The sequence below is a fragment of the Frankia sp. R43 genome, assembly GCF_001306465.1.
Taxonomy (GTDB): Bacteria; Actinomycetota; Actinomycetes; order Frankiales; family Frankiaceae; genus Parafrankia; species Parafrankia irregularis.
Map to the genome: position 1 here is coordinate 100,413 of NZ_LFCW01000010.1, position 25,231 is coordinate 125,643.

23 protein-coding genes are annotated in these 25,231 nt (G+C 72.0%); 17 read left to right on the forward strand and 6 right to left on the reverse strand.

Annotated elements, in window-relative coordinates; all coding sequences use genetic code 11:
- Window positions 1-22 precede the first annotated feature (22 nt).
- A complete protein-coding gene (locus ACG83_RS34460; protein ID WP_054570444.1) occupies window positions 23-1,717 on the reverse strand; it encodes a hypothetical protein in 1,695 nt (564 codons plus the stop codon).
- A gap of 492 nt (window positions 1,718-2,209) precedes the next feature.
- On the opposite strand from ACG83_RS34460, the gene rplM reads away from it, so the two are divergent.
- The 4 genes from rplM to glmS all read left to right on the forward strand — a co-directional run bounded on the left by rplM (window position 2,210) and on the right by glmS (window position 6,790).
- A complete protein-coding gene (gene rplM / locus ACG83_RS34465) occupies window positions 2,210-2,653 on the forward strand; it encodes a 50S ribosomal protein L13 (RefSeq protein ID WP_054570445.1) in 444 nt (147 codons plus the stop codon).
- 36 nt (window positions 2,654-2,689) lie between these two features.
- Window positions 2,690-3,097, forward strand: a complete 408-nt coding sequence (rpsI, locus tag ACG83_RS34470) for a 30S ribosomal protein S9 (protein ID WP_006541567.1) — start codon at window positions 2,690-2,692, stop codon at window positions 3,095-3,097.
- A 171-nt stretch (window positions 3,098-3,268) separates the two neighbouring features.
- A complete protein-coding gene (gene glmM, locus ACG83_RS34475) occupies window positions 3,269-4,672 on the forward strand; it encodes a phosphoglucosamine mutase (RefSeq protein ID WP_054570446.1) in 1,404 nt (467 codons plus the stop codon).
- Window positions 4,673-4,855: 183 nt separating this feature from the next.
- Window positions 4,856-6,790, forward strand: coding sequence for a glutamine--fructose-6-phosphate transaminase (isomerizing) (gene glmS / locus ACG83_RS34480; protein WP_054570659.1), 1,935 nt, complete (start codon window positions 4,856-4,858; stop codon window positions 6,788-6,790).
- 128 nt (window positions 6,791-6,918) lie between these two features.
- Here the strand turns inward: glmS and ACG83_RS34485 are convergent, their stop codons facing one another.
- Entirely contained in the window at window positions 6,919-7,806 is an 888-nt protein-coding gene (locus tag ACG83_RS34485) for a PadR family transcriptional regulator (RefSeq protein WP_054570447.1), read from the reverse strand.
- Between the two features lie 126 nt (window positions 7,807-7,932).
- Here ACG83_RS34485 and ACG83_RS34490 point away from each other — a divergent pair, with 126 nt between their 5' ends.
- The 3 genes from ACG83_RS34490 to alr all read left to right on the forward strand — a co-directional run bounded on the left by ACG83_RS34490 (window position 7,933) and on the right by alr (window position 11,390).
- Complete coding sequence (locus ACG83_RS34490) at window positions 7,933-8,475, forward strand: SWIM zinc finger domain-containing protein (RefSeq protein WP_054570448.1); 543 nt, start codon at window positions 7,933-7,935, stop codon at window positions 8,473-8,475.
- Window positions 8,476-8,598: 123 nt separating this feature from the next.
- Window positions 8,599-10,254 carry an NAD(P)H-hydrate dehydratase gene (locus ACG83_RS34495; RefSeq protein WP_054570449.1) on the forward strand — a complete coding sequence of 552 codons (1,656 nt, stop codon included), beginning with the start codon at window positions 8,599-8,601 and terminating at the stop codon, window positions 10,252-10,254.
- Window positions 10,251-11,390, forward strand: coding sequence for an alanine racemase (gene alr, locus ACG83_RS34500; RefSeq protein ID WP_054570450.1), 1,140 nt, complete (start codon window positions 10,251-10,253; stop codon window positions 11,388-11,390). Before ACG83_RS34495 ends, alr begins: the two co-directional genes overlap by 4 nt.
- Window positions 11,391-11,545: 155 nt before the next feature.
- Here the strand turns inward: alr and ACG83_RS34505 are convergent, their stop codons facing one another.
- The gene (locus ACG83_RS34505; RefSeq protein ID WP_054570451.1) at window positions 11,546-11,878 is read right to left on the reverse strand and encodes a hypothetical protein; all 333 of its coding nucleotides are present in this window, start codon (window positions 11,876-11,878) and stop codon (window positions 11,546-11,548) included.
- 382 nt (window positions 11,879-12,260) lie between these two features.
- On the opposite strand from ACG83_RS34505, the gene ACG83_RS34510 reads away from it, so the two are divergent.
- From ACG83_RS34510 to tsaD, 6 genes are all read left to right on the forward strand, one after another.
- A complete protein-coding gene (locus tag ACG83_RS34510; protein WP_054570452.1) occupies window positions 12,261-13,502 on the forward strand; it encodes an alpha/beta fold hydrolase in 1,242 nt (413 codons plus the stop codon).
- Window positions 13,503-13,691: 189 nt separating this feature from the next.
- The gene (gene tsaE, locus ACG83_RS34515; RefSeq protein WP_054570660.1) at window positions 13,692-14,135 is read left to right on the forward strand and encodes a tRNA (adenosine(37)-N6)-threonylcarbamoyltransferase complex ATPase subunit type 1 TsaE; all 444 of its coding nucleotides are present in this window, start codon (window positions 13,692-13,694) and stop codon (window positions 14,133-14,135) included.
- An 811-nt stretch (window positions 14,136-14,946) separates the two neighbouring features.
- Entirely contained in the window at window positions 14,947-15,867 is a 921-nt protein-coding gene (locus tag ACG83_RS34520) for a TetR/AcrR family transcriptional regulator (RefSeq protein WP_054570661.1), read from the forward strand.
- Between the two features lie 442 nt (window positions 15,868-16,309).
- Entirely contained in the window at window positions 16,310-17,119 is an 810-nt protein-coding gene (gene tsaB / locus ACG83_RS34525; protein WP_054570453.1) for a tRNA (adenosine(37)-N6)-threonylcarbamoyltransferase complex dimerization subunit type 1 TsaB, read from the forward strand.
- Window positions 17,116-17,670 (forward strand): ribosomal protein S18-alanine N-acetyltransferase, encoded by a 555-nt coding sequence (gene rimI, locus ACG83_RS34530; RefSeq protein WP_369812940.1) that lies wholly within the window; start codon window positions 17,116-17,118, stop codon window positions 17,668-17,670. The genes tsaB and rimI overlap by 4 nt, the downstream gene beginning before the upstream one ends.
- Before the next feature lie 130 nt (window positions 17,671-17,800).
- Window positions 17,801-18,823: a tRNA (adenosine(37)-N6)-threonylcarbamoyltransferase complex transferase subunit TsaD gene (gene tsaD, locus ACG83_RS34535; protein ID WP_054570454.1), complete on the forward strand. Its 1,023-nt coding sequence runs from the start codon at window positions 17,801-17,803 to the stop codon at window positions 18,821-18,823.
- A gap of 112 nt (window positions 18,824-18,935) precedes the next feature.
- On the opposite strand, the gene ACG83_RS34540 is transcribed toward tsaD, so the two are convergent.
- Window positions 18,936-19,574: an FMN-dependent NADH-azoreductase gene (locus ACG83_RS34540; protein ID WP_054570663.1), complete on the reverse strand. Its 639-nt coding sequence runs from the start codon at window positions 19,572-19,574 to the stop codon at window positions 18,936-18,938.
- Between the two features lie 294 nt (window positions 19,575-19,868).
- Between ACG83_RS34540 and ACG83_RS34545 the strand changes: the two genes are divergently transcribed.
- The 4 genes from ACG83_RS34545 to groL all read left to right on the forward strand — a co-directional run bounded on the left by ACG83_RS34545 (window position 19,869) and on the right by groL (window position 23,098).
- Window positions 19,869-20,585, forward strand: a complete 717-nt coding sequence (locus ACG83_RS34545; protein ID WP_235498396.1) for a MarR family winged helix-turn-helix transcriptional regulator — start codon at window positions 19,869-19,871, stop codon at window positions 20,583-20,585.
- Between the two features lie 10 nt (window positions 20,586-20,595).
- Window positions 20,596-20,889 carry a hypothetical protein gene (locus tag ACG83_RS34550; protein WP_054570664.1) on the forward strand — a complete coding sequence of 98 codons (294 nt, stop codon included), beginning with the start codon at window positions 20,596-20,598 and terminating at the stop codon, window positions 20,887-20,889.
- Between the two features lie 127 nt (window positions 20,890-21,016).
- Window positions 21,017-21,325 carry a co-chaperone GroES gene (gene groES, locus ACG83_RS34555; RefSeq protein ID WP_006541584.1) on the forward strand — a complete coding sequence of 103 codons (309 nt, stop codon included), beginning with the start codon at window positions 21,017-21,019 and terminating at the stop codon, window positions 21,323-21,325.
- Between the two features lie 123 nt (window positions 21,326-21,448).
- Window positions 21,449-23,098: a chaperonin GroEL gene (groL, locus tag ACG83_RS34560; RefSeq protein WP_054570456.1), complete on the forward strand. Its 1,650-nt coding sequence runs from the start codon at window positions 21,449-21,451 to the stop codon at window positions 23,096-23,098.
- Window positions 23,099-23,524: 426 nt separating this feature from the next.
- Here groL and ACG83_RS34565 read toward each other — a convergent pair whose 3' ends face one another.
- Both ACG83_RS34565 and ACG83_RS34570 read right to left on the reverse strand, forming a co-directional pair.
- A complete protein-coding gene (locus tag ACG83_RS34565; RefSeq protein ID WP_006541586.1) occupies window positions 23,525-23,857 on the reverse strand; it encodes a WhiB family transcriptional regulator in 333 nt (110 codons plus the stop codon).
- A 683-nt stretch (window positions 23,858-24,540) separates the two neighbouring features.
- Window positions 24,541-24,957 (reverse strand): DUF5319 domain-containing protein, encoded by a 417-nt coding sequence (locus ACG83_RS34570; protein WP_035952132.1) that lies wholly within the window; start codon window positions 24,955-24,957, stop codon window positions 24,541-24,543.
- Between the last annotated feature and the right edge of the window lie 274 nt (window positions 24,958-25,231).

A 25,231-nucleotide genomic window follows, 5' to 3' on the forward strand; every position in this document is an offset into this window, starting at 1 on the left:
CCGCCTGGCTGGCACGGGCCGCTCAGCGGGCGCTGGCGCTCGCTGTCGGAGCCGGCGTGGGTGACACGGTCCCGGTCGGGGCAGTGCCTCCGGCGCCACTGCTGCTGCCGGCGCCGCTGCTGCCCGCGCTGCCGGTGACCATGCGCTGGGCGATGGGCTCCTTGGCGATCAGGCCCAGATCGGTGATGGCGCTGCGCAGCGGAACGTCGTCGGCCGCGCCCTGGCTGCCGTCGACATAGGCGAGCTGGGTGAGGATCATGTAGTGGCCACTCGCGATCGCGGCGCGCCACGAGTTGTCCCCGTTCGGGCCGGTGATCCGCGCGTCGCGCACCGAACCCTCCGGGATCGGCAGCGGCGCGACGCCGCCCCTGCGCTCAGCCGCGATGGTGGCCGAGGACTGCGCGGTGCTCTGCTCGTCCAGCACGAACACGGACATCCCCGCGAGCACCTGCTTCTCGCCGGCCGCCGGCGTGCTCAGGTACAGCGCCCGGACGAGTTGGGTGCACCTGCCGTCCTTGAGCGCGGTGGTGAGCTCTCCGGTCAGGTCCGGGCAGCCGTCGACGACACTGCCGGCGATTCGGGTGTACGTCCGCCCCTGGACGGTGACCTCCTTGTCCGGGAAGAACTCGTTCGAACCCACCGGCCGGGAGTCGGAGCTGGCGCTGTTGATGAAGTTCGGGTCGACGGTCGGGGGCGCGGGCCGGGGGTCCTCGGTGGCCGAGGTGTCGCCCCTGGTCAGCATGACCACCGCGACCGCGGCGACGAGGGTGAGCACGACTGCGGTCGCCACGGCGACCAGAGCGCGGGGGCGCCGCCGCGTCGGCGCGTACTCCGCCGGGATCCGGAATCGGCCGGCCGCCTCCGACGGCTCCTCGGGTTCTTCCTCGTCGTCCCGCGCGTTCGGGCCGTTCGGGCCGTGCTGGTCGTACTGGGCGGCCCGCTGGCGGCTCAGCGCGACCTGCAGGCGGGCTGGCCTGGCCCGCCCTGAGGCGTCGCCGCGGCCGTCCGCCACGGGTGCCTCGCCGCCGCCGGCGCTGTGGGGGCGCGGGCGCGGGCGCGGTTCGTCCTCGGGGTAGGGCGTGGCCGCGGGGATGGCGAGTGGGCCGGTCGGGTGCTCCGATTCCGGCCCGTCGAAGGCCTCGTCCGCACTGGCCGGCCGCCCGGCGGCGGGTGACAGGTCCGCGGTGGTCGCACCGTCAGGAGTCGCGGGACGCTCTGGCAGCGTCGGCAGCGGGCTGGTCGCGGCCCGGAGATGGAAGGAGTAGCCCGTCGTCTGCTCAGGGCCCGCGCCGCCGGCCACCGGCTGGCCGCCGGTCGGCGGCCCGATCCGGATGCCGCCGGAGGAGGGCTCCGCGCCCGGCCAGCCCGCTGCGACCTGGTCGGGCCGGGCGCCCGCGGGCGGATACGCGGCGACCGGGTAGCCCCCCTGCTGCTGGCCGGCGAGGGGATAGGCCCCGGTCGCGTAGGTCGGCATGGGACCGAACAGCGGGTCATCGACCGGTGGGGTCCAGCCGCCGGTCGGCGGCGCGCCGTCGTCAGGCCCGGACTGGCCGGGCTGCCCGGACAGGTCGAACGGAACGGGCGAGCCGAACGGAACGGGCGAGCCGGGATCCGACGGGCCCGGGCCGGGCACAGGAGCCGTCTGTGGCGTGGGTCCCGGGTAGGGCGGGCCGCCGGCCACTGTGAACGAGTCGTTGTCCGCGGGTTCGGGTGGCATGTGCCCTCCTCACTGATCCCCCCAGGCCCGCAGCCGGCGAGGCGTCCCGATGTCGTCGTCGCTGTCGTGACGGGTCGGGCCTCGGCTGCGGAGCAGTTCTCGACCCTCGCGCGCGGTTCAGACGCGTCCGGCTGGATCGGGTGAGAATATCCGAACGCGGCATATGCCCATGTCGGGGCGCTGCTCGGAAGATGTGTGCGGCCGCGGTGCCCTCGCATGCGTTGTCGAGGGGGCCTGCGGTCCGGTACGACCGATCGCCTGGTAACCTCAAAGACTGCTGCGGACCTCCAGCCTCGTGCGGATCAGCCCGGTCGATCAGGTCATGCTCAACTGCGTGCTGATTAACTCCATGCTGATGGACTCATGGTGCTGAGGTCAGCCCATACTTCTGGCAGTGCACCTCGCTCCGCGGTGTTTCGCGCCCCGCGGAGCACAAGCTGGCGACACCCCGACGATCTCCCCGCGAGATCGTCCGAACGAGAAGGCAGACCTGTGCGCACGTACCAGCCCAAGCCCGCGGACGTACAGCGCGCGTGGCACGTCATCGATGCCACCGACGTCGTGCTCGGTCGGCTGGCCAGCCAGGCTGCCCAGCTCCTGCGCGGCAAGAACAAGCCGTACTTCGCCCCGCACATCGACACCGGTGACTTCGTCGTCGTCATCAACGCCGGCAAGGTCGCGATGACCGGCAACAAGCGCGAGCAGGCCCAGTACCACCGGCACTCGGGCTTCCCGGGCGGTCTGCGCAGCACCTCCTACGGCGAGCTGCTCGACACGCGCCCGCACGTGATCGTCGAGCGGGCGATCCGTGGGATGCTGCCGCACAACCGCCTCGGTCGTGCGCAGGGCAGCAAGCTGAAGGTCTACGCGGGGCCGACGCACCCGCACCAGGCCCAGCAGCCGGTCCCCTACGAGATCAAGCAGGTCGCGCAGTAGTCGCGGTTCTGGTTTCAGACAAGGAAGGAACGCGACGTGGCTGTCGTGACCGACGCCCAGGGTAACCCCCGCGCCACCGGGCGGCGCAAGGAAGCCGTCGTCCGGGTGCGGCTGCTCCCGGGGACGGGCAACTGGAGCCTCAACGGGCGCACGCTCGAGGAGTACTTCCCGAACAAGGTCCACCAGCAGCTCGTGAACGAGCCGCTGAAGATCCTGGAGCGGGCCGAGTCCTTCGACGTGGTGGCCATCCTGCACGGCGGCGGCGTGTCGGGGCAGGCGGGCGCGCTGCGCCTGGCCATCGCCCGGGCGCTGATCGTCGCCGATGAGGAGTCCCGCCCGGCGCTCAAGAAGGCCGGCTTCCTGACCCGGGATGCCCGGATCAAGGAGCGCAAGAAGTACGGCCTCAAGAAGGCCCGTAAGGCGCCTCAGTACAGCAAGCGCTGACGCAGCACCGGCCCGTGGTCCTCACAGCCCGGGTCGGTGTCCCGGCCCGGCAGGTGCATCCTGCCGGGCCGTAGGCGTGAGATTGTCCTTTGCGGATCTGTCCTTTGCCGATCTCCGCGCGGTGTGCCGACAGCGCCCGCCGGTGCCGTTGCAACTTCAGGGGAGGCCTCAATGGCGAGGCTTTTCGGTACCGATGGCGTCCGTGGCGTCGCCAACGCGGACCTGACGGCTCAGCAGGCACTTGAGCTTGCTTCGGCCGCGGTTGAGGAGGTCGCCGCGCGGGACGCCTCCCCGCAGCGTCCGGTGGACGGCGTACCGGTGGCCCGGGCCGCCTCGTCGGCGGACCACCGCCCTGTCGTCATCGTCGGCCGGGACACCCGCCCATCCGGCGAGTTTCTCGAGGCGGCGGTTGTGGCCGGTCTGGCCAGCTCCGGTGCCGACGTCGTGCGGATCGGCGTGGTGCCGACCCCGGTGGTCTCCTATGTGGTCGCGCAGACGGGCGCCGATCTCGGCGTGATGCTGTCCGCGAGCCACAACCCGATGCCCGACAACGGGATCAAGCTCTTCGCCGCCGGGGGCCTCAAACTGCCCGACGAGGTCGAGGACGCGATCGAACGGCGGATGGCCGGCCCGCTCACCCGCCGCCCGGTGGGAGCAGAGGTCGGTCGGGTCCGTGACGACGTCACGCTCGTGAACGGCTATGTCGACCACCTGCTCGCGAGCCTGCCAGCCGGGCCGGGCAGCCTGCAGGGCCTGAAGGTCGTGGTGGACTGCGCCCAGGGCGCCGCCTCCGACCTCGCGCCCCGGGTGCTGCGGGCCGCCGGAGCTGACGTGATCGCCCTGCACGCGGACGGCGACGGCCTGCGCATCAACGACCGCTCCGGCGCGACCCATCTGGACAGCCTGCGCGACGCCGTCCGCCTGCACGGCGCGGACGTGGGTATCGCCCACGACGGTGACGCCGACCGCTGCCTGGCCGTCGACGCGCTGGGCGAGATCGTCGACGGTGACCAGATCCTGGCCATCTGTGCCGTGGCGCTCGCCGAGCGCGGTGAGCTGGGTAACGGCACCGTGGTCGTCACCATCATGTCCAACCTCGGGTTCCACCACGCGATGCGCGAGGCCGGAATCAACGTGGTCACCACCCCGGTCGGGGACCGCTACGTGCTCGAGGCGATGCGGTCGGGCTCCTATTCGCTGGGTGGCGAGCAGAGCGGCCATGTCGTCTTCCTGCGACACGCCGGTACCGGCGACGGGCTGTTGACCGCCCTGCAGGTTCTCGGCCGGATGGCGGAGAAGGGCCAGCCGCTCGACGAGCTGGCGAAGGTGATGACCAGGCTGCCGCAGGTCCTCGTGAACGTTCGCGGGGTCGACCGGTCGCGGGCCGGGACGTCGGAGGAGCTGCGCGCCGCGGTGGCGGAGGCGGAGGCGGAGCTCGGGGGCAGCGGGCGGGTGCTGCTGCGCCCGTCGGGCACCGAGCCGCTGGTCCGGGTGATGGTCGAGGCGCCGACCGACCAGCTCGCCCGTTCGCTCGCGGACCGGCTCGCGGATGTCGTCCAGCGTGCCCTGCGCTGAACTGGCCCGTCCTGCGTCCCTGAAGTCGCCCGTCCTGCGTCGGCCGGCACGAGTGACGGGGATCTTCCATGCGGCGGATGCGCCAACCCGCTGTGACGGGACGCGCGCGGCTTCCGTCCGACATCCGCGGTGTCCCAGTGGTCTATGCGCGGTACCCGGACCGGACTGCGTACGCTGAGCAACATGTGCGGGATCATTGGGTACGTCGGTGAGCAGCCGGCCCTTGAGGTCGTGCTGAGCGGACTGCGCCGGTTGGAATACCGCGGCTACGACTCGGCGGGCGTCGCCGTCGTCGGCGGTGGGGTGCTGCGAACCGCGCGCCGCGCCGGCCGGCTGGCGAATCTGGAGAAGGTCCTCGACGAGAGCGGCGAGCAGATGCCCGGCACGACGGGCATGGGGCACACCCGGTGGGCGACCCATGGCGGTCCCACCGACGTGAACGCGCACCCCCACACCGACTGCACCGGTGCGGTCGCCGTGATCCACAACGGGATCATCGAGAACTTCGCCGAACTGCGAGCGGAACTCGAGGCCGCGGGCCATGAGCTGAGCAGCGAGACCGACACCGAGGTCGTCGCACATCTGCTGGAGATCGAGATCGCTCGTGCGGCCGCCGCGGGCCCCGCGGCGTCATCGGTGTCGCCGGTGTCGGCGTCGGTGTCGTCGGGGTCCGGGCAGCGGGTCGCGTCGGCGCACCCGGTCACCGAGGCCCTGCGGGTGGTGTGCCGCCGGCTGAAGGGCGCCTTCACGTTGGTCGTCCTGCATCAGGACCATCCCGGCGTGGTGGTCGGGGCGCGCCGTAACAGCCCCCTCGTCGTCGGTCTCGGTGTCGGGGAGGCCTTCCTGGCCAGCGATGTCTCCGCGTTCATCGCGCACACCCGGGAGGCGCTGGAGATCGGCCAGGACCAGGTCGTCGAGGCCCGTCCAGATGGTGTGACCGTCTACGACTTCGACGGCACCCCGGTCGAGGGCCGTCGGTATCACGTCGACTGGGACGCGAGCGCGGCGGAGAAGGGCGGCTTCCCATACTTCATGCTCAAGGAGATCAGCGAGCAGCCCGAGGCGCTCGCTGACACCCTGCGCGGGCGGCTTTCCAGCGAGGGCGCGATCGTCCTGGACGAAGAGCGTCTCTCCGACCAGGACTTTCGCGACATCGACAAGGTCTTCATCGTCGCCTGCGGGACGGCCTACCACGCCGGGCTGATCGCCAAGTACGCCATCGAGCACTGGACGCGGCTGCCGTGCGAGGTCGAGATGGCCTCGGAGTTCCGCTACCGGGATCCGGTCCTCGACCGGTCCACCCTGGTCATCGCGATCAGCCAGAGCGGGGAGACGCTTGACACCCTGATGGCGGTCAAGCACGCCCGCGAGCAGAAGGCCCGGGTGCTGGCGATCTGCAACACCAACGGCTCGACGATCCCGCGGGAGTCGGACGCCGTCCTGTACACCCGCTGTGGCCCCGAGGTCGGTGTCGCGGCGACGAAGACGTTCCTGGGGCAGGTCGCGGCCTGCCTGCTCGTTGGTCTGTTCCTGGCCCAGACCAGGGGCGTCCTGTACGGCGACGAGGTCGCGGCCTATGTGGAGCGGCTGCAGCGCATGCCGGAGCTGGTGCGCCGCACCCTGGGGACGGTCGAGCCGGTACGCGAGCTGGCCCGCAGCCTGGCCGACGCCAAGGCGGTGCTCTTCCTCGGCCGCCATGTCGGCTACCCGGTCGCCCTCGAGGGCGCGCTCAAGCTCAAGGAACTGGCCTACATGCATGCCGAGGGGTTCCCGGCGGGCGAGCTGAAGCACGGCCCCATCGCGCTCATCGAGCCCGGGCTGCCCGTCGTGGTGGTGGTGCCCTCACCCCGGGGCCGGGCGAACCTGCACGGCAAGGTGGTGTCGAACATCCAGGAGGTCCGGGCCCGCGGGGCGCGCACGATCGTGATCGCCGAGGACGGCGACACCGATGTCGAGCCCTACGCTGATCATCTGATCCGGGTGCCGGCGACGTCCTCGCTGTTCGCGCCGCTGGTCACGACCCTGCCGCTGCAGGTCTTCGCCTGCGAGCTGGCGCTTGCCCGGGGCCTGGACGTCGACCAGCCGCGCAACCTGGCGAAGTCCGTCACGGTCGAGTAGGACCGGGCCCCGGCCGTGGCCGGGGCACACCCGGTGCCTGCGGTACCGGAGCGGACGCGGGGCTCGCGTTTCCGCTCCGGTACCGAGCCAGCTTTCGGGCGGCGCCTGGTGGCGACGCCGTCGAACGGTCAGCTCAGATCCTTCGTGGGCCGACCGGACGGGTTCCCGTCGCCGTCGTCGTCGGTCGAGCCGGACTGTGCGGTGCCGGTCGCGCCCGCGTCACCGCCGGTCTGCGTGGCCGCCTCGGGGCCGGCCGGTTCCCCGGCGAGGATGCGGTACAGGTTCCGACGGGTCTCGGTGAGCAGCTCCCGGGCCGCGGCGATCTGGCTGGCATCGCCGGCCTGGGCGACCTGCACCACCGCCGCGCCGACCCCGAAGGCCAGGTTCCGCAGCGCGGACACGTCGTCGTTGGCGCTCGCCGCCGCGGTCTCCCACGGCTTGGGCGCGTCGCCACGGGCCTCGACGTGGGCCCGGCCCGCGTCGGTGAGGTGGAACACCCGGCGCCCGTCCCGCTCCTCGGCGCGGACCAGGCCCTCGTCGGCGAGCATCGACAGCACGGGGTAGACCGAACCGGGGCTCGGCCGCCACATGCCACCGCTGCGGTTCGCCAGCTCGCCGATCATCTGGTATCCGTGCATGGGCTCCTCGGCGAGCAGTGCGAGCAGGGCCTCGCGGACGTCGCCGCGGCCAACCCGTGCCCCGCGGCCGAAGCCGGGGCCGGGCGGAAAACCGCGGCCGAACGGCCAGCCGCCCCCGGGCCCGCCCGGTCCGCCGGGACCGAACGGCCCGCCTGCGCCGCCTCGCCCACCGCGGCCGCCGCGGCCACCATGCCCGCCACGGTCACCTCGGTCGCGTGGCCCGGGACCGCCGTGCATACGGCTGTGGCGCTCACGGGTGGGGTCGCAGTTCGTTTCGGTGAAGGCCGCCTGGTAGGCGGCGTCGATCAGCCGGGAGGCACCGAACCTGCGCCAACCCTCCCAGCCGGCTTCCCATCCTGGAATCGCGTACGAACTCATCTTGATCTCCTTGATCTTGGATCGCGTTGTCTCGCGTAAGCTCACGATATATCGCGAGCGGACGCCTGGCAAGGCGGTCTCCCACCTGGCCGGCGCGCACGTGCGTCGGTTCCGTAGGATTAGAGAATGATCATTTCGGCTTCCGAGGGTGACGGCCACGGCGAGGGTGCGGTCACCCCGCTCGAGGCCGCCTTCGAGGAACGTGCCTGTGCCCAGCGGGCTGGCACGGCCGTCTTCATGGAAGGCGTCAGCCTTGCTCTGCTCGGCCGGGTGGAGCAGCTCCGGATCCGTCCCACCAACGCGTCGGGCACCGTCGATGACGACGGTCACCAGCAGGTCAGCCTGGTGGCTGGCGACGATGGCCCAGGCTCGACCTGTACGTGCTCCGACAGCGCGGGCGGGGTGTTCTGTCGCCATGCCGTGGCGGTCGCCCTGGTTGCCACCGGGTCGGCCGGAATGGCCGACGACGATGACGACGAGGAAGGCCACGGGGAGGAGCTCTTCGCCGACGATCCCGTGCACGCGGCCATCAGGGTCTTCTTGAGCCGCGTTCCGCGGGCCGAGCTGGTCGAGACACTCCTCGACGCCGCGGACGAGAGCGACGCCGTCGCCGACGCGCTCTGGGAAGCCACCGTGGCCTGGCACGGCCGTCAGCACGGGGCTGCCTGAGCGCAGCCCGCGAAAGCCGGGTCGCCCGCGCCGACTCCGCTGCCCTGCCGCCGGGCGGGTCGCCGCACCCGTACGGCCGGGCCGGGCGTGCAGGCGGCGTGCCCGAGGCGGGAGCATGGCGCCATGCTCGAAGCGCACACCGTCGCCGACGTGCGGGCCGCGGAGGCACCGCTGCTTGCCACGCTGCCCGCAGGCGCCCTCATGCAACGGGCTGTGTCCGGATTGGTGGCCCATGTCGGCCGGCGCCTGGGCCGGGTGTACGGGGCCCGGGTCGTCGTCCTCGCCGGTGGCGGCGACAACGGTGGCGACGCGCTGTGGGCCGGTGCCCGGCTCGCCGCGCGGGGCGCGGTTGTCCAGGCACTGGCACCGGGACGGACCCATCCCGAGGGCACGGCGGCCCTGCTCGCCGCGGGTGGCCGCCTGTACCGCACCGGTCCACCCGAGACCGGCGCACGCGGTGCCGGTTCGGACGCCGCCGCTTCGGGTGCTGCTGGTTCCGGCGGTGCTGGTTCGTGTGCCGGCGGTTCGCGTGCTGGCCATTCCCGCGGTGGTGCGAGCCCCGACGGGCTGGGCGGTGACCGGGCCGCGGAGCTGCTCGCCTCGGCGGACATCGTGCTGGACGGCCTGCTGGGTATCGGCGGCCGGGGCGCGCTACGCGATCCGTACGCGGCGCTCACCCGCCTGACACCCACCGCGCGCACGGTTGCCGTCGACGTGCCCAGCGGTGTCGACGCCGACACCGGCGCGGTGGCCGACGGCGCCGTGCGGGCCAGCAGCACGGTCACCTTCGGCACCTACAAGCGTGGTCTGCTGGTGGGACCCGGATCGACGCACACGGGCCAGGTCGAGCTGGTCGACATCGGGCTGACGCTGCCCGCCGCCGATCTGCGCGCGTTGCGGGACGGTGACGTGGCCCGGCTGCTTCCGGTGCCGCTCGCCACCGATTCGAAGTACACCCGGGGCGTCCTCGGGCTCGTCGGCGGCAGCGACCGCTATCCCGGCGCGGCCGTGCTGGCCGTCGGTGGAGCGTTGCGCGGGGGAGCGGGCTACCTCCGGGTGGCAGCGCAGGCGCGGGCCGCCGATCACGTCCTGCGTGCGCACCCCGAGGCGGTGGTAACGGTGATCGAGCCCGGGGACGCCGACGCGGCGCTCGGTGTGGGCAGGGTCCAGGCGTGGGCGATCGGGCCAGGCCTGCCGGCGGACGAGACCACGGGACGGCTCGTGACGGCGCTGCTGGAGCGCACCGACGTCCCGCTGCTGGCCGACGCCGGCGCTTTGGAGCCACTCGCCGCCGTTGTCGCCGCCCGGCCCACCCTGCTGCGGGAGCGAACCGCCCAGGACGGGACGAACGAGGTCGTCCTGACGCCGCACGAGGGCGAATTCGCCCGCCTGGTCGCCACCGCCCTGGGTTGGGACGCCTCCGCTGTGCCGGCCCGCCTGGCCGCGGATCGGCTGGGAACCGTTCGCCGGGCAGCCGCCGAGCTTGGTGCGACGGTGCTGCTCAAAGGGGACCGAACCATCGTCGCCGGCGCCGGCGGGGAGGCGTTCGTCAACCTGACCGGCACGCCGTGGCTGGGAACGGCCGGGTCCGGCGACGTCCTCACCGGGCTGACCGGATCCCTGCTGGCCGCGGGTCTGGCACCGGTGTGGGCGGCCGCTGCGGGCGCCCACCTGCATGGCCTCGCGGCCGGCCGGGGCCCGCGCCCGCTGGCTGCCAGCGACATTCCGGCACTGCTCACAGTGGCCATCGGGGACCTGCTTGCTAGCGTCGAGGCGTGAGCCAGTCGCACCTGCCGCGCGCGTACGCGGCCATCGATCTTGACGCTGTTCGCGATTCGGTGGCGGCGCTGGTAGCCCGGGCACGCAACGCAACGACCATGGCCGTGGTCAAGGCGGACGGTTACGGCCACGGCATGGTGCCCTGCGCGCGGGCGGCGCTGGACGCCGGGGCGGGCTGGCTGGGCACCGCGTTCCTGGAGGAGGCGCTGGGCCTGCGCGCCGCCGGGATCAACGCCCCGATCTTCTCCTGGCTGGCCGCCCCGGGTGAGCGGCTGGCCGCGGGGCTCGCTGCCGACATCGACCTGTCCGCGTCGGCGACCTGGGCACTTGCCGAGCTTGCCGCAGCCGCGCGGCAGGTCGGCATAGCCGCGCGAGTGCACCTGAAGGTCGACACGGGTCTCGGGCGCGCCGGTGCCACCGCGGAGGACTGGCCGAACCTGTGCGACACGGCCGCGGCCCTGGAAGGGGAGGGGCTCCTCGACGTCGTCGGGGTCTGGAGCCACTTCGCCTTCGCCGACGATCCCGGGCACCCGACCGTCCAGTCGCAGATCGGTCGGTTCGGTGACGCGGTGGACGTGGCGCGCAAGGCCGGCCTGAACCCGCAGATCCGGCATCTGGCGAACTCGGCGGCGACGCTGATCACCCCGGAGGCGCATTTCGACATGGTCCGCCCGGGCGTGTCGGTGTACGGCCTGTCGCCCGGGCCCGAGGTCGGGCCGCCCTCGGCGTTCGGGCTGCGCCCCGCGATGACCCTTCGGGCCACAACCGCGCTGGTGAAGCGGGTCCCGGAGGGGACAGGGGTCTCCTACGCGCACCGGTACACGACGCGCTCCGAGACCAACCTCGCCGTCATCCCCCTCGGCTATGCCGACGGGATCCCCCGCGCGGCGACCAACACGGCCGAGGTTCTGATCGGTGGGCGGCGCCGCCGCATCGCCGGCACCGTGTGCATGGACCAGTTCGTGGTGGATGTGGGCGTCGACCCGGTGGCTGCTGGCGACGACGTCGTGCTCTTCGGACCGGGCCACCACGGTGAGCCGACCTCTGACGACTGGGCCCGCGTGCTCGGCACCATCAACTACGAGATCGTCACCCGGGTCGGCGCTCGAGTCCCACGGGTCTACACCGGAGGCTGATCCGGCCCGGCGCGCCGACCGGACCGCAGCCCGCGCACAGCCATCGGCGGTACCAGCCGCGCTGGCCGCCGCAACAGCGCGCTGGCCGCCCCGGTCGACACTGACTGCGTCAGCAGCCGCAGCCGCCGCCCTGTGTCAGCAGCCGCGGCCGCCGGTCAGCAGCCGCAGCCGCCGCTGCCGCAGGAACCGCCGGAATCGCCGCCATGGGAGTGGCCGGTGGCGGCACCGCCGAACATCCCACGCTCCATCCGGCGACGGACCGGCTGCGGGTTGGCCGCACGCTCGGCGGCCTGCTCGATCTCCGAGCGCGTCGTCAATGTCAGCATGACCGGCCCGCCCGCGGCCGGGGCGGGGCCCGCCGCTCCCGCGTCGCCGAGACCCGAGCCCAGTTCGTCGAGGTCGTCCTCGAGGTCGTCATCGACCTCGAAAGCTCTGCCGCCGTACGCGGGCGACGTGGCCGGCTTGCTCTTGCGCCACCGCAACTTCACGAGGCCTCCCCTGGTCACAACCGCATGGCCCGACGTGCTCAACGCTAGCGGAGGATCTGGGTCAGGTCCTTGTGGATCTTGTTGATCCTCTGTCGTCTTTCTGCCGGGTCGCGCTGGTCCTTCTCCTTGCGCGTTTGCGCAGGCCGACGGCCTGGGTGGCCGGATCGGGCCGGAGTGTCCGACACGACGGACGCGTGGCGTGACACCCGACGGGATGGCACCATCGGGCATACCGGTGCGTCGTGCCGCTATTGGTGCATGTGTGACTGGTGCATGTGTGACTGGTGCAGGTGCGACTGGCGTGCGTGCGACTTCGGGTGGGCTGATCCGGCCGGATGGGTCCAGCCGAGTGGATCCGGTGGAGTGGAGAGGTGGGCGGGCGATGGTGGGTGTCCCAGCCGTGAGCGGTGGCACCGATGTCGGCGATGCCCGCGGTCGTCCCCACCGCTCCGGGCTGGCCGGGGTACCGGCTGTCACGGGTGGCGTGGCCCGGGCGGCCGCGCGGGCTGCCGGGGTGGTTGTGGGATCCCGCGCCGCGCGCCGGGGCGGAACCGCCGGCATCGTCGGCGCGGTGCTGGCGGCGGGCCTGATCAGCGAGCGGCGCACGGTCCGTAGGCATCGCGCCGTACCGGATCTACCGGACGATGACGGCGTCGGGCCCATCGGCGGGCGGGTCTCGACGGTCATCACGGCGTCGGATGGCGTAGCGCTGTACGTCGAGGAGACCACCCAGGAGCCACGGCCGAGTGCGGCGGACGGCGCCGGTGCGCCGACCCTGGTCTTCGTCCACGGCTTCTGCGTGAACAGCGACTCGTGGGTGTTCCAGCACCGTGCGCTGCGGGATCTGGGGCCGATGGTGTTCTACGACCAGCGGGCACATGGGCGTTCCGGGCCGTCCGAGGCAGGAAACTGCACCATCGACCAGCTCGCCGCAGACCTGCACCAGGTGCTGACCGAGCGGGTTCCCACGGGGCCGATCGTGCTGATCGGCCATTCGATGGGCGGTATGACGATCATGGCGTTGGCGGGCACCCATCCCGAGCTGTTCCGGGACAGGGTGGTGGGGGTGGCGCTGCTGTCGACCAGCGCGGGCGATCTGCCCCGGCTGACCTTCGGTGTGCCGTCACTGCTCGCCGGAGGGGTCCATCGGGTGCTGCCGCCACTGCTGGGCGGCATGCAGCGTGCGCCCGTGCTGTTCGAGCGGGCGCGTCGGCGTGGCAGTGACTTCTCCTGGGAGATCACCCGCCGCATCGCCTTCGGCTCGACCGAGGTGCCGCCGTCGGTCGTCTCGTTCCTCGAGACGATGGTCGGGGACACACCGATCCCGGTGATGGCGGCGTTCATGTCCACCCTCCTCGACCATGACAAGGTAGCGGCCGTGGCGGGTCTTCGCGGCACCCCGACTGTCATCCTGGTCGGCGACGGTGATCTCATGACACCGGTCGAGCACAGCCGTGTCCTCGCCCGTCTGCTGCCCGACGCCGAGCTGCGGATCGAGCCCGGCCCCGGGCACGCGATCATGCTGGAATGCCCTGACGTCACCAACGAGGTCATCCGCGGCCTGGTGGAACGTGTCCGGGTACCCGCGGCACCGGGTCCCCGGGCAAGTGAGCCCGTGACCTGAGCGGTAGGCGCCCCGGGGTGCGCCGCCCGCCGCCCGCGCCGCACCGCCCGTGCTCGAACCGGCCGGGCCACGACCAGGAACGGACCCGACCCGATGACCACGCCCGCCACGCCCGGCACATCCGCCACGTCGGCGCAGCCGCCTCCCACGCCGGTCGCCCCGGAGATCGTGGCCGAGGATCCTGACGGCATGCGGGCGATCGGAGCACGGCTCGCACCGGTGCTGCAGCCCGGTGACCTGATCATTCTCGACGGTCCGCTGGGCGCCGGGAAGACGGTCTTCGTGCAGGGCCTTGCGGCGGGCCTGGGGGTTCGGGGGCAGGTCACCTCACCGACGTTCGTCCTGGCCCGAGTCCACCCGGATGGCCGTCTGCCGCTGGTCCACGTGGACGCCTATCGGCTGGGCGGGGTGGCGGAGGTGGACGATCTCGACCTGGACGCCGACCTCGCACGGTCGGTCACCGTCGTCGAGTGGGGCTCCGGGTTGGTGGAGCAGCTGGCGGGTGCCCATCTGCGGATCGAGATAAGCCGGCCCGCGGGTGACGAGGCGGGCGAGGTACGACGGGTGCGTCTGCGCCCAGCCGGGGCCGACTGGGCGCGGCGTCTGGCTTCGCTCGGCCTGGCGCCGCGCTGACCTGCACGTTCGTCCCAACCCGCGGAGGCAGCCCCTCCCTCCGCGGGCGTTAGCCGGCTGGTGCCATCGGCGGGACCGTGTGGACGTCCGCTCTGCGGGGGACCTGCTCTGGTGCCCGTGTTCGTCCGGGTCAAAGTCGTCGACCTGTTGACGTCGGGTGGTCGGCTGCCGCGGTGGGCCGGTCGGCGCCTGCCGGGCGCCGGGCGATGCGGAGAGGAAGCGCCTCGCCGCGGCGTGCGGCGGCGCGACTCGGGCTACGTGCCGCGGGCGGCGCAGCCCGCGAAGTAGTCCATGCCGTGGCGTCCTGAGGGCGCCCGGCGGCGGCGGATCGGGGGACTGACCGGTGTCGAGGCCCTCGGGTGCGGTGAACCGGGCCGCCCGCGCGGGCGGCACCCGCCGGCCCGGGGTGGCCCGCCGGGGCGGTAGCACCTTTTCGGGTGGGCATGTTCGGGTAAGCGGGAAAGTGATTCCGGGAACATTCGGCCTTCTTGCCGGTAGTTAATCCCCGACGAGTTCCGGAATGAGGGCTGTCACCGCAGGTGAACCATGGCTCAGCGCTCGGTGTCCTAGATCATGTTAAGATCGCGTATCCCCCGGTTAATGCCCGGTCCAGGCCTGCTCCCCATACCGCCTCGTGGCTGGTTGTGTCGCGGCAAGCGGCCCGTAAGGACAAACAGTCAACGTTCCGTAGTTGATGAGTTGTTCCGCTATATTGGCGGCGTAGGCGCGAAGTTCATGCATGCGGCGGCCCACCCGTGTCATGACCGCGAGGATCCGTTGATGGCCAGTTGTGGCCGTGAGAGGGGCGCGCGTGCGCAGCAGCACCGCTGTCGACCTTGTAGAGGCTCCGGCTGAGCGCTCGGCCCGGTCCCGTAGGACCCGAAGCGACTTCCTGGCCAGCCGGCGTGACCTTCTCGACGCGGTGGGGCGACTCCTCGCGCGCAACGGACGCCGTTTCAGCCTGGTGGATCTCGCGGCCGAGGCCGGAGTGTCGACGGCGACCGCCTACCGGCACTTCACAGACGTCCACGACGCACTGGACGTCTACTACCTGCAGCTCATCGACGTCCTGGTGACCGACATCCGGGCCCTGTCGACCGGCGACGACCACCTCGGCAACTTCGAGGTGGTCTGCGAGGTCTGGGTCCGCTCGGTCGCCCGGTGGGGGCGGGCCGCGGTGCACGTGCGCTCCGCGCAGGGCTACCTCGCCCGGCTGCGGGGGCAGGACGACCTGGTCTCCAGGCTGCACGAGGTGCTCGCACCAGTGCTGGTCGGGCTGGCCGAGACCGGCGTGCTGCCGCCGCAGGAGGCCGAGTACGCGGTCCTGCTGTGGGCTTCGGTCTTCGACGAGCGTGTGATCGTCGACCTGCTGGACACTCTCGGCTGGTCGGTGGAGCAGGTCGCGCAGAAGCTGACCGCCTCGGCGCTGCGAATGCTCGGCTACACCGGCTGGAGCCCGTTGCGATCGTCGTTCCCGCCGGCGCCCGGCGTTCCCGCGCACAGCCCGGCGGCACCGCAGCTGCCCGCCGTCGCGGCGCCCACCGTCGCGGCGCCTGCCGGCCCGCTGTCGGGCTCCGCTCGCCTGGGCCGTCCGCCGCGGACCACGGGCGTTGTCACCTCGTCGGTTCACGGCCGTGCGGGTCTGCCGCCGATCGCGGGCCTGCCGTCGATCGGCGTCGATCCGCGGATCCGGCACCGTCCCTCGGGTGGCCCGGCCCGCCGCAGCCACTGAGCCGGGTACACCGAGGCCGGCACACCGGCCGCCGACCGTCGGCCGGTTGTCCGTTGTGATTTCCTGGATCGGTCGGCGGGGGGCGGACCGCTCCGCGTGCGGCGGCCGGTCGCGGTTCGTTCACGGCTCGCCCGCGTTCAGCGGCGGCGTCTCGCACGGCATTCTCTGAATTTCCGCAGATATTCCTGACGGTCATATCCTTGTTTTCTGGCCGTGCCGGTGTGCGTGGATGTTCGGAAACGCGCTCCCGGCGGTCGGCGGAAATTCCTGCGGATGGCGTCGGCCGGCCCGTGTTTCGGGCGCCGTGGGAAGTCGGGGCAGGCGCCCGGAGGTCCTGGTACGCCGGCGGCCGGGTAGATGGTTCGGGTACGGATCGATCGGGTGCCCGGGCGCCGGGCGTGCCGGGCGCCAGGGGTGTCCGGCGGGTCCGTAGTCTGGACCGATGCTGGTCCTGGCGCTGGACACCTCGACGGCGGCCTGCACGGTCGCGCTGGTCGAGCTGGGCGCACCGGCCTCGGTGGCCGTCGGGTCGGGGCCCGAGCGGGTGCTCGCGCAGAGATGTGTGTGGGACGCCCGCCGCCATGGTGAGCTGCTGGCGCCCATGATGAGCGCCGTCCTCACCGAAGCCCGGGTCCGGCCGCCCGACGTGGCCGCGGTCGTCGTCGGCGTGGGCCCGGGGCCCTTCACCAGCCTTCGGGTGGGCATGGTGACCGGGTCGGCCTTCGCGGCGGCGCTCGGTATCCCGGCACACGGCGTCTGCTCGCTGGACGGAATCGGCCTCGGGACCGCGGGCCCGGTGGGAGTCGTGACCGACGCCCGCCGTCGCGAGGTGTTCTGGGCTCGCTACCAGGATGGAGCGCGCCAGGGGGAGCCTGCCGTCGGCGCGCCCGCCGCCGTCGCGGCGGATCTGCTCGCTGCAGGGGTGCGCCGGGTGGTGGGTCCCGGTGTCGCGCTGTATCCCGAGGCCTTCGCCTCCTTCGAGCCCGTGACGCGCCTCGTCGGTGAGTCCGGTCAGCCCGATGCCGGTCCGGCTGGTCCGGCTGGTCCGGCCGGGGCGTCGATCTGTCCGGCGCCGCCGCTACTCGTCCGGGTCGCGGCGGCGGCCATCCTCGATGGCCGTGCACCGGGACCGCTGGTGCCGCTCTACCTGCGGCGGCCCGACGCGGCCGAGCCTCGTCCGCCCAAGACCGTCACGGCGGCAACGGAGGCCGGGGCTGGCGACCCGGCGGCCGCCGGGGCGACGGTGGGTTGACCGCGGTGGCTGTGAGTCCGTCTCCAGGCACCGGCGACGTCGAACTGCTGCCCATGCGTTGGTGGCATCTGGCCGGGATCGCATCGATCGAGCGGCGGGTCTTCGACCTCGATCCGTGGTCGGCCGAGCTCTTCTGGTCCGAGCTTGCGCAGGGTGACAGCCGGAACTATCTGGTGGCGGTCTCGGCCGGGTCGATCGTCGGATATTCGGGTCTCGCCCTGCAGGGGGACGAGTCCTACATCCAGACCATCGGTGTCGTGCCGGAGATGCGTGGCCGCCGTCTCGGAGCCCGGCTGATGATCGCCCAGCTCCGGGAGGCTCGCCGTCGTGGTGCGCGCAGCTGCGGGCTGGAGGTCCGGACGGACAACGTCGCGGCCCGCGCCCTGTACGCCAGCCTGGGCTTCGTGGATCTCGGTGTCCGCCGGGGCTACTACCAGCCCTCGGGTGGGGACGCGTATGTCATGAGGGCCCGCCCGATCGACACCGTCGGGTATGGGGCGTTGCTGGACCGCATCGAGGCGACGATCGCCCGGGACAGGGCGGCATCGTGACGGTTCGCACCGGGGTGACGGTTCGCACCGGGGCGGTGGGTCGAACCTGGGTGGTGGGTCGAACCTGGGTGGCGGTTCGCTGGGTGGCCGGTCGCGCGTCGGCGCCGCCGGTGGTGGTGGGAGGCGAAGGATGACGAGCAGGGACAGCCCGCTCGTGCTTGGCATCGAGACGTCCTGCGACGAGACCGGGGTCGGCCTGGTCCGCGGCGGGGTCCTGCTCGCCGACGCGCTCGCGTCGTCGGTCGACGAGCACGCCCGCTACGGAGGTGTCGTCCCCGAGATCGCGGCCCGCGCGCACCTGGAGGCGATGGTCCCGACGATCGAGCGGGCGCTGGGCCAGGCCGGCCTGCGGCACCGCGATGTGGACGCCGTCGCGGTGACAGCGGGACCAGGACTGGCCGGGGCGCTGCTGGTGGGCGTCGCGGCGGCGAAGGCGTATGCGCTCGCCCTCGGCGTCCCGCTGCACGGCGTGCATCACCTCGCCGCCCACGTCGCCGTGGACACGCTGGAGCACGGCCCGCTGCCGCGTCCGTCCGTGGCACTGCTGGTTTCCGGGGGGCACAGCTCGCTGCTGCTGGTACCCGATCTCGCGACCGAACCGGTGGTGCCGCTCGGTGCCACGGTGGACGACGCCGCGGGCGAGGCCTACGACAAGGTCGCTCGCCTGCTCGGCATGCCGTTCCCGGGGGGCCCGCCGATCGACGCGGCGGCTCGGGCGGGACGGGCGGACATTCCCTTCCCCCGCGCCAAGGCCGGGGACGGAACCTTCGATTTCTCCTTCTCCGGCCTCAAGACGGCCGTGGCGCGCTGGGTCGAGGCACGGCGGCGGTCCGGGGAGCCGGTGCCGGTGGCGGACGTCGCGGCGTCGTTCCAGGAGGCGGTCGCGGACGTGCTGACCGCGAAGGCGGTCGCCGCCTGCCGTGCGCACGACGTCGACACGCTGGTGATCGGCGGGGGAGTCGCCGCGAACAGCCGGCTGCGGGCGCTTGCGGCCCTGCGGTGTGAGGCCGCGGGAATCACCCTGCGGGTGCCGCGGCCGGGCCTGTGTACCGACAACGGCGCGATGGTGGCCGCGCTCGGCTCGCTGCGGGTGGAAGCAGGTGTGGCACCGTCGTCGCTGGAGCTTGCGGCGACCTCCGCCCTGGCGCTCTGAGCGGATCTCCGGATGGCGACGGCGCCGGGGCGACTGCGAGGTTCCGCCCGGATCGCGGTCCTGCCTGGACCGCGATCCGCCGGCGGAAGGTCCGGTCTGTGGCGGCGACGGCTCAGTCGCTCGTGGCGCGGCGCCGGGCGGCCTGCTCGGCGGAGTCGAGGGAAGCCGCGAAGAGGTCCTTGAACTCCGCGAGCGCCGGGTTGACCGGCGCGAGGGTCATCACGACGGTGATGAACTCGATGTTGTCGGCGCCGAGGGCTTCGAAGGCGTGCCGCAGGTAGGGAACCTGGTGGTCCCAGCCCTCCTTGGGGGTGCCGGGCGCGTAGGAACCACCCTGCGCGGTCACGACGGTGACCTTCTTGCCGGCGAGCACACCGCCACCGGCCTCACCGGGCGTGGTGCGCCCCATGACGATGATCTGGTCCAGCCAGGCCTTGATCGTCGACGGGTACGAGTAGTTGTACATCGGGACGGAGATCACGTACTCGTCCGCCTTCTCGACCTCGCCGAGGTACTCCTCGCGGACCCGCACGGCCTCGGCCTGCTCCGGGGTGAGCTGTTCGGGGTCGGTGTAGCCGCTGGACACCAGCGTCCAGCTCAGGTGCGGGGGAGGGGTGGCGGCCAGGTCGCGGTGCGTTACCGAACCTTCCGGGTTGTGCTCGCGCCAGGCCTCGACGTAGGCCGCGGCGACGCTTCGGGAGACCGACCCCTGCGGCGCGAAGCTGGAGTCGACGTGAAGCAGATTGGGCACCAGGAACTCCTTGATCGTCATTGCGTGGATCGGGGTGGCTACCCCGGAGCGCCGTGGCCGGCGCTCGCGCGGTGAGGAACGACTGGCGACGGGCTCCCGGGCAGACGCGGACACGTCGCCCGGGCGGCTCCGCGCCGGCATGGCACGTCTGCGCCGCTGCCTCCGCCCTGCCGTCTGTCGCGTAGATGTCCATGCAGATGATTGCTCCACCAAATAATCTGTGTCAACACCTATCTGCGTGGCAGACGAGTCGTTGATGATCGGCTAGGCAACTGATCGGGGTACTGTGTGAGCGTGGAGCGGTCGTTGGGTGGTGCCTCCGCGGTGCCTTCGTCGGCCGATGCACGGTGCTCGGAGTCGGCTACGGACCGGCTGGAGGTCGGCCCGCCTGCCGGTGGCTCCGGCTGTGCTCCGCGCGATGACTGCGGTTCGGCGGATGGCGCCGATCTTGATCTGCCTGCCAGCGTGCGCCACGACCTGCGGTGGATCGTCGGTCAGATCCACCACGGCTACCTGGCGGCCTCGGTGGCCGCGGTCGGTCAGCTTCCCGGTGGCATGAAGGGGTTCTACGTCCTCGAATCGGCGGTCGAGGGGGTGGCCCACAACCAGATCGAGGTGGCCCGCCGCTTCAACATCGACCGGACCGTGATGGTGCGGCTCATCGACGAGATGGAGCGCGCCGGGCTGGTGGAGCGGCGTCCGGTGCCGACCGACCGGCGGGCGCGGATGATCGTCGCCACGGAGCTGGGTGTCGGCGAGTACCACCGGGCGCGGGGCGCGTTACGTGCCGTCGACGACCATGTTCTGGCGCCGCTGGCACCTGCGGACCGGGATGCCTTCGTCGCCTTCGCGCGCCTCGTCTCGGAGCATCTGGTCGCGATGGACCCGACCAAGGGGGCCGCGGCCTGTGTGGCCGCCGAGGCGACGATGCGAGCCGCGGCGGCGACCGAGGGTGACGCCTGCGAGCCGGCCCCTGATTCCGCCGGTGGCGGGCCCCGGGCGCGGGGATGACGGCCTGGGCATGGTGACTACGACCTGGATGTGGGAGGCCCGCGCGGCGGAGGGCCGATTGGCCGACCTCGAGGCCTGGGCCCTGGGTGCCGTGCGTGACCAGGAGGCCGAGATCTACCTGGGGCGCGAGGCGTCGGCGGGTCTTGTTGTGATCCTGCTGCACGTCGGTGGCGGTGGTCCGGAAGCTGACACGGTCGGGCCGCCGTTGCCGGACCCTCCTGTCGGGCTGGTGACAGGCACGGTGCACGCCTGGCAGTTCGAGCGGGCCGATTCCCGTCTTGACAGATCCGACCGTCTTGGTTGACGTCCGTGGTGCGGGTGCTAAGTTGGCACTCGGCACTTGCGAGTGCCAGCGACAGGCGCCTGTTCACCCGCGACGGCAGGCCGCCAGGGTCGCTCTCTCATCCAGCGAAGGAAGGGGGAGGTCGATCGTGACGACCACCGCCACCAAGGTTGCAATCAAGCCGCTCGAGGACCGGATCGTCGTCCAGCCTTCGGACGCCGAGACGACCACCGCGTCCGGCATCGTGATCCCGGACACGGCGAAGGAGAAGCCCCAGGAGGGGACTGTCCTGGCCGTGGGCCCGGGTCGTTTCGAGGACGGCAAGCGCGTCCCGCTCGACGTCAAGGTCGGCGACGTCGTGCTCTACAGCAAGTACGGCGGCACCGAGGTCAAGTACTCCGGCGAAGAGTACCTGGTGCTCTCCGCCCGGGACGTCCTCGCGATCATCGAGAAGTAGGACTGGTCGCCGGCAACAGCAGGCGGGGCGTGTCCCACCGGTGGTCCCCGGTATCCACCGGGGCCCCGGCGGGGCACGCCCTTCTTGTTTCGCCAGGCCGCCGTGTCGGAGGGACACGCAGGTATGCCGAAGATTCTGACGTTCAACGAGGACGCGCGCCGCTCGCTTGAGCAGGGTGTCAACGCCCTCGCGGACGCCGTCAAGGTGACGATCGGTCCGCGTGGCCGCAACGTCGTCATCGACAAGTCGTACGGCGCGCCGACGATCACCAACGATGGTGTGACGATCGCGCGCGAGGTCGAGCTGGACGACCCCTACCAGAACCTGGGGGCGCAGCTCGCCAAGGAAGTCGCCACCAAGACCAACGACGTGGCCGGTGACGGCACGACGACCGCGACGGTGCTGGCCCAGGAGATGGTGCGCCAGGGCCTCAAGCTGGTCACCGCGGGCGCCTCCCCGCTGTCGCTCAAGGCCGGCATCGAGGCGGCCGTCGAGGCTGTCTCGTCGGCGCTGCTGAAGGCGGCGATCGAGGTCGACTCGAAGGAGACGATCGCCCAGGTCGCCGCCATCTCGGCGCAGGACGTCCAGGTCGGTGAGCTCATCGCCGAGGCGATGGACAAGATCGGCAAGGACGGTGTGATCACCATCGAGGAGAGCCAGACCATGGGTCTGGACCTCGAGCTCACCGAGGGCATGCAGTTCGACAAGGGCTACATCTCGCCCTACTTCGTGACCGACCAGGAGAGCATGGAGGCGGTCCTCGAGGACGCCTACGTGCTGCTGCACCCTGGCAAGATCGGCGCCCTGAACGACATCCTGCCCCTGCTCGAGCAGGTGGTGCAGGAGCGCAAGCCGCTGCTGATCATCGCGGAGGATGTCGAGGGCGAGGCGCTGTCCACCCTCGTCGTCAACGCCGTGCGCAAGACCTTCACAGTCGTCGCGGTGAAGGCCCCCGGCTTCGGGGACCGCCGCAAGGCGATGCTGCAGGACCTCGCGGTCCTCACCGGCGGTCAGGTCGTCGCTGCCGAGGTCGGCCTCAAGCTCGACTCGGTCACGCTGGCCGACCTCGGCCGGGCCCGGCGGATCGTCGTCGACAAGGACACCACCACCATCGTCGACGGTGGTGGCGACGCCGACACCGTCGGTGAGCGGGTCCGCCAGATCAAGCAGGAGATCGAGCTCTCGGACTCCGACTGGGACCGGGAGAAGCTCCAGGAGCGGCTGGCCAAGCTCGCCGGCGGGGTCGCGGTCATCCGCGTCGGCGCCGCGACGGAGGTCGAGCTCAAGGAGAAGAAGCACCGCCTCGAGGACGCGGTCTCCGCGACCCGTGCCGCGGTCGAGGAAGGCATCGTGGCGGGCGGCGGGACCGCGCTCGTGGACGCCGCCGCCGTGCTCGAGGGCGACCTCGGGCTCACCGGTGACGAGCGGTCCGGCGTGCAGATCGTGCGCCGGTCGCTGGACGCGCCGCTTACCTGGATCGCGCGGAACGCCGGTCTCGAGGGCGCGGTGATCGTGTCCAAGGTCCGCGAGACCGAAACCGGTGTCGGCTTCAACGCGGCCACCGGCGACTACGGCGACCTCGTCGCAGCTGGTGTGGTGGACCCGGTCAAGGTCACCCGCTCCGCGGTGGCGAACGCCGCGTCCATCGCCGCGCTGCTCATCACCACCGAGAGCCTGGTGGCGGAGAAGCCGGAGGCGCCCGCGGCGGCCCAGGGCCACTCCCACTCCCACGGTGGGCACGGGCACTCGCACTCGCACGGGCCGGGCTTCTGACCCGTCCCGGCAGCAGCGGGTCGCCCACCCGCCGGCACCGGCGAGGTAGCACCGTGGCCGAGGCCCGGTCGGTCATCAGGACCGGCCGGGCCTCGGTCGTTCTCCGGTGGCTATCGCCGGTGTGCACGAGCGCCACCGGTGCGCACGAGCAAGGTCGCGCCGGGCGCCACCCGGGTCAGGCACCCGACACCTGATCACGGGGCGCTCACCCGTCGCGGGTGGTCGCCGGGGATGGGTGGTGATGTCCGAACAGGGGGCAGCCAATCGGCCAGCCGAGGGCCGGGGAGTGCTTCTGTGGCAGGAGTGCTTCTGGCTCAGGGGAGTGCACCGGGGCCGTGGGGTTCCCTGGAAACGCGAGATCCCCGGGCCCGTCCTGGCGTGGCATAGGACGGGCCCGGGGATCTCGGTACTCGGTGATCGAACCTTTCAGCAGGCCGGTGCGAGACCGGGCCGCGCCGTCGTGTGACGGGCCGCGCCTCGCCGGGTGCGCCCGGTCAGGACGGCCTCCCGTTCGGACTCACTCATTCCACCCCAGACGCCGTACGGTTCCCGGGCCGCAAGGGCATGCTCTCCGCAGGCCCGGATGACCGGACAACGTGCGCAGATGGCCTTCGCCGCGGCTTCCCTCGCGGCTCGGGCCGGGCCGCGCTCGCCCTCGGGATGGAAGAAGAGCTCGGTGCTCTCGCCTCGGCAGGCGCCGTGGAGCTGCCACTCCCACTTCTCCGCACCGGGGCCTGGAAGTCGTCGGACGTCGGTCATAGGTCTGACCCCCCCTTTCGACCTGAGCGGCTGGCGCCGCGACTACCCGGTCACCGTAGCCGCCCGCCGTCGACTGGAGATCTTGGAATTTCACCCGGTCGGCCGGCGCCGCGCCCCCGCTGCCGCCCGCTTTGCCCGGTATCTGGTCTGCCTGGCAACTGGCCTGGTCTGCCTGGCATCTGGCCACGGGTGGACTACCGCGGTGTGATCCGCGCCTGAGCAGCCGTGGCCCGCACGTGCACGGACGACGACCGCCGGTGGCGCCGACAGGGAACGCGAGGACGGCACGACCAGGTCTGACCCGTGGACGTCCGACCGCCGGCACCGACGACGACACGAGACCACCATCGATCACGGGTGCCTCGCGCTCCGCCGGCAGCATCGACCTACCCGCCAACCGGGCGCTAACACGAGCTGACGTCGAACACGAGCCGACGTCGGGATTCACCTGACTTGCCGGGAGAGGTTCGCTTGGGAGAGCGAGAGGTTCGCCTGGGAGCGCGCCAGCTGCTCAGGGCACGCGCGCACGCCCGCCTGGCCTGGCCAGCGCGGACGAAGGGCGACTGGCATCTGTGCCGGCCAGGACAGGGCCCGGCCGGCATGCGGGCGGCATCGGTCGGCACGGGCTGGCTGGCCACGAGGCCCGCCAGCGCGGCCGCCTGGTCAGCGGGCGGCTGAGCCGGTCACCGCGTGTCCGCCTCGGACGCGGTGGAGGCCTCGTAGGCGCCATCCGCGAATCCGCGTGCGTAATCCCAGCTCACGTAGCAGGCGGGATCCGGAGCGTAGGCAGGCTCGTGCACCCGGGTGCGGCCCTCGTCGAGAAGGTGCCGCAGGTTCCCGGCAAGCAGGTCCCAGTCGAAGTAGTGCGGCTCGGCGCACCCCTCGCAGTCGACGACAAGTCCCCGGAAGCCACGCGGTTCGAGCAGCGTCCGGAAGACGTCGAGGTCGCCCAGCTCGGCGAGGATCTCTTCCCGCTCACGGAGGGACAGCGGTTCAAGCAGGTCCAGATCCTCGGCGGAATCGAGCTGCGCGAGCTCGGCCGCCGGGTCCTCGGGGTCGCCCGCGAAGGGGTCGAGGGGCTCGTTGCTCACGAGGAACACGCTACGCTTGTAGCCCCAGCTTAGTGGTCCCGATACCGAGTCCGGCACCGACGTGCGGGGCATTCGTCCAACATGCCCGAATCTGTCCGGTCCTGGATGGCTTCCAGTGGTGCTCGCGCAGCTGGTGAGATGTGTCTGTGCGGCCTCCGGTGGTCTGGTCTGTGTTCGGCCTGTCTGGCCGCAAGGTTCGTGTTTCGCGAAACCCGATACGGAAACAAGGTCATTGTGGTAGGGGCTTGCTGATTTCGTATTCAGCCACCTGAACTTCGACGGA

What these genes read in the sequence shown, in the direction of transcription:
- tsaB (WP_054570453.1), top strand. Translation starts at nt 16,310, where the DNA reads ATGCTGGTCCTGGCGCTGGACACCTCGACGGCGGCCTGCACGGTCGCG.
- ACG83_RS34460 (WP_054570444.1), bottom strand. Translation starts at nt 1,717, where the DNA reads ATGCCACCCGAACCCGCGGACAACGACTCGTTCACAGTGGCCGGCGGC.
- ACG83_RS34550 (WP_054570664.1), top strand. Translation starts at nt 20,596, where the DNA reads ATGGTGACTACGACCTGGATGTGGGAGGCCCGCGCGGCGGAGGGCCGA.
- ACG83_RS34485 (WP_054570447.1), bottom strand. Translation starts at nt 7,806, where the DNA reads ATGAGTTCGTACGCGATTCCAGGATGGGAAGCCGGCTGGGAGGGTTGG.
- ACG83_RS34490 (WP_054570448.1), top strand. Translation starts at nt 7,933, where the DNA reads ATGATCATTTCGGCTTCCGAGGGTGACGGCCACGGCGAGGGTGCGGTC.
- ACG83_RS34510 (WP_054570452.1), top strand. Translation starts at nt 12,261, where the DNA reads ATGGTGGGTGTCCCAGCCGTGAGCGGTGGCACCGATGTCGGCGATGCC.
- tsaD (WP_054570454.1), top strand. Translation starts at nt 17,801, where the DNA reads ATGACGAGCAGGGACAGCCCGCTCGTGCTTGGCATCGAGACGTCCTGC.
- glmM (WP_054570446.1), top strand. Translation starts at nt 3,269, where the DNA reads ATGGCGAGGCTTTTCGGTACCGATGGCGTCCGTGGCGTCGCCAACGCG.
- groL (WP_054570456.1), top strand. Translation starts at nt 21,449, where the DNA reads ATGCCGAAGATTCTGACGTTCAACGAGGACGCGCGCCGCTCGCTTGAG.
- glmS (WP_054570659.1), top strand. Translation starts at nt 4,856, where the DNA reads ATGTGCGGGATCATTGGGTACGTCGGTGAGCAGCCGGCCCTTGAGGTC.
- tsaE (WP_054570660.1), top strand. Translation starts at nt 13,692, where the DNA reads ATGCGGGCGATCGGAGCACGGCTCGCACCGGTGCTGCAGCCCGGTGAC.
- ACG83_RS34495 (WP_054570449.1), top strand. Translation starts at nt 8,599, where the DNA reads ATGCTCGAAGCGCACACCGTCGCCGACGTGCGGGCCGCGGAGGCACCG.
- ACG83_RS34565 (WP_006541586.1), bottom strand. Translation starts at nt 23,857, where the DNA reads ATGACCGACGTCCGACGACTTCCAGGCCCCGGTGCGGAGAAGTGGGAG.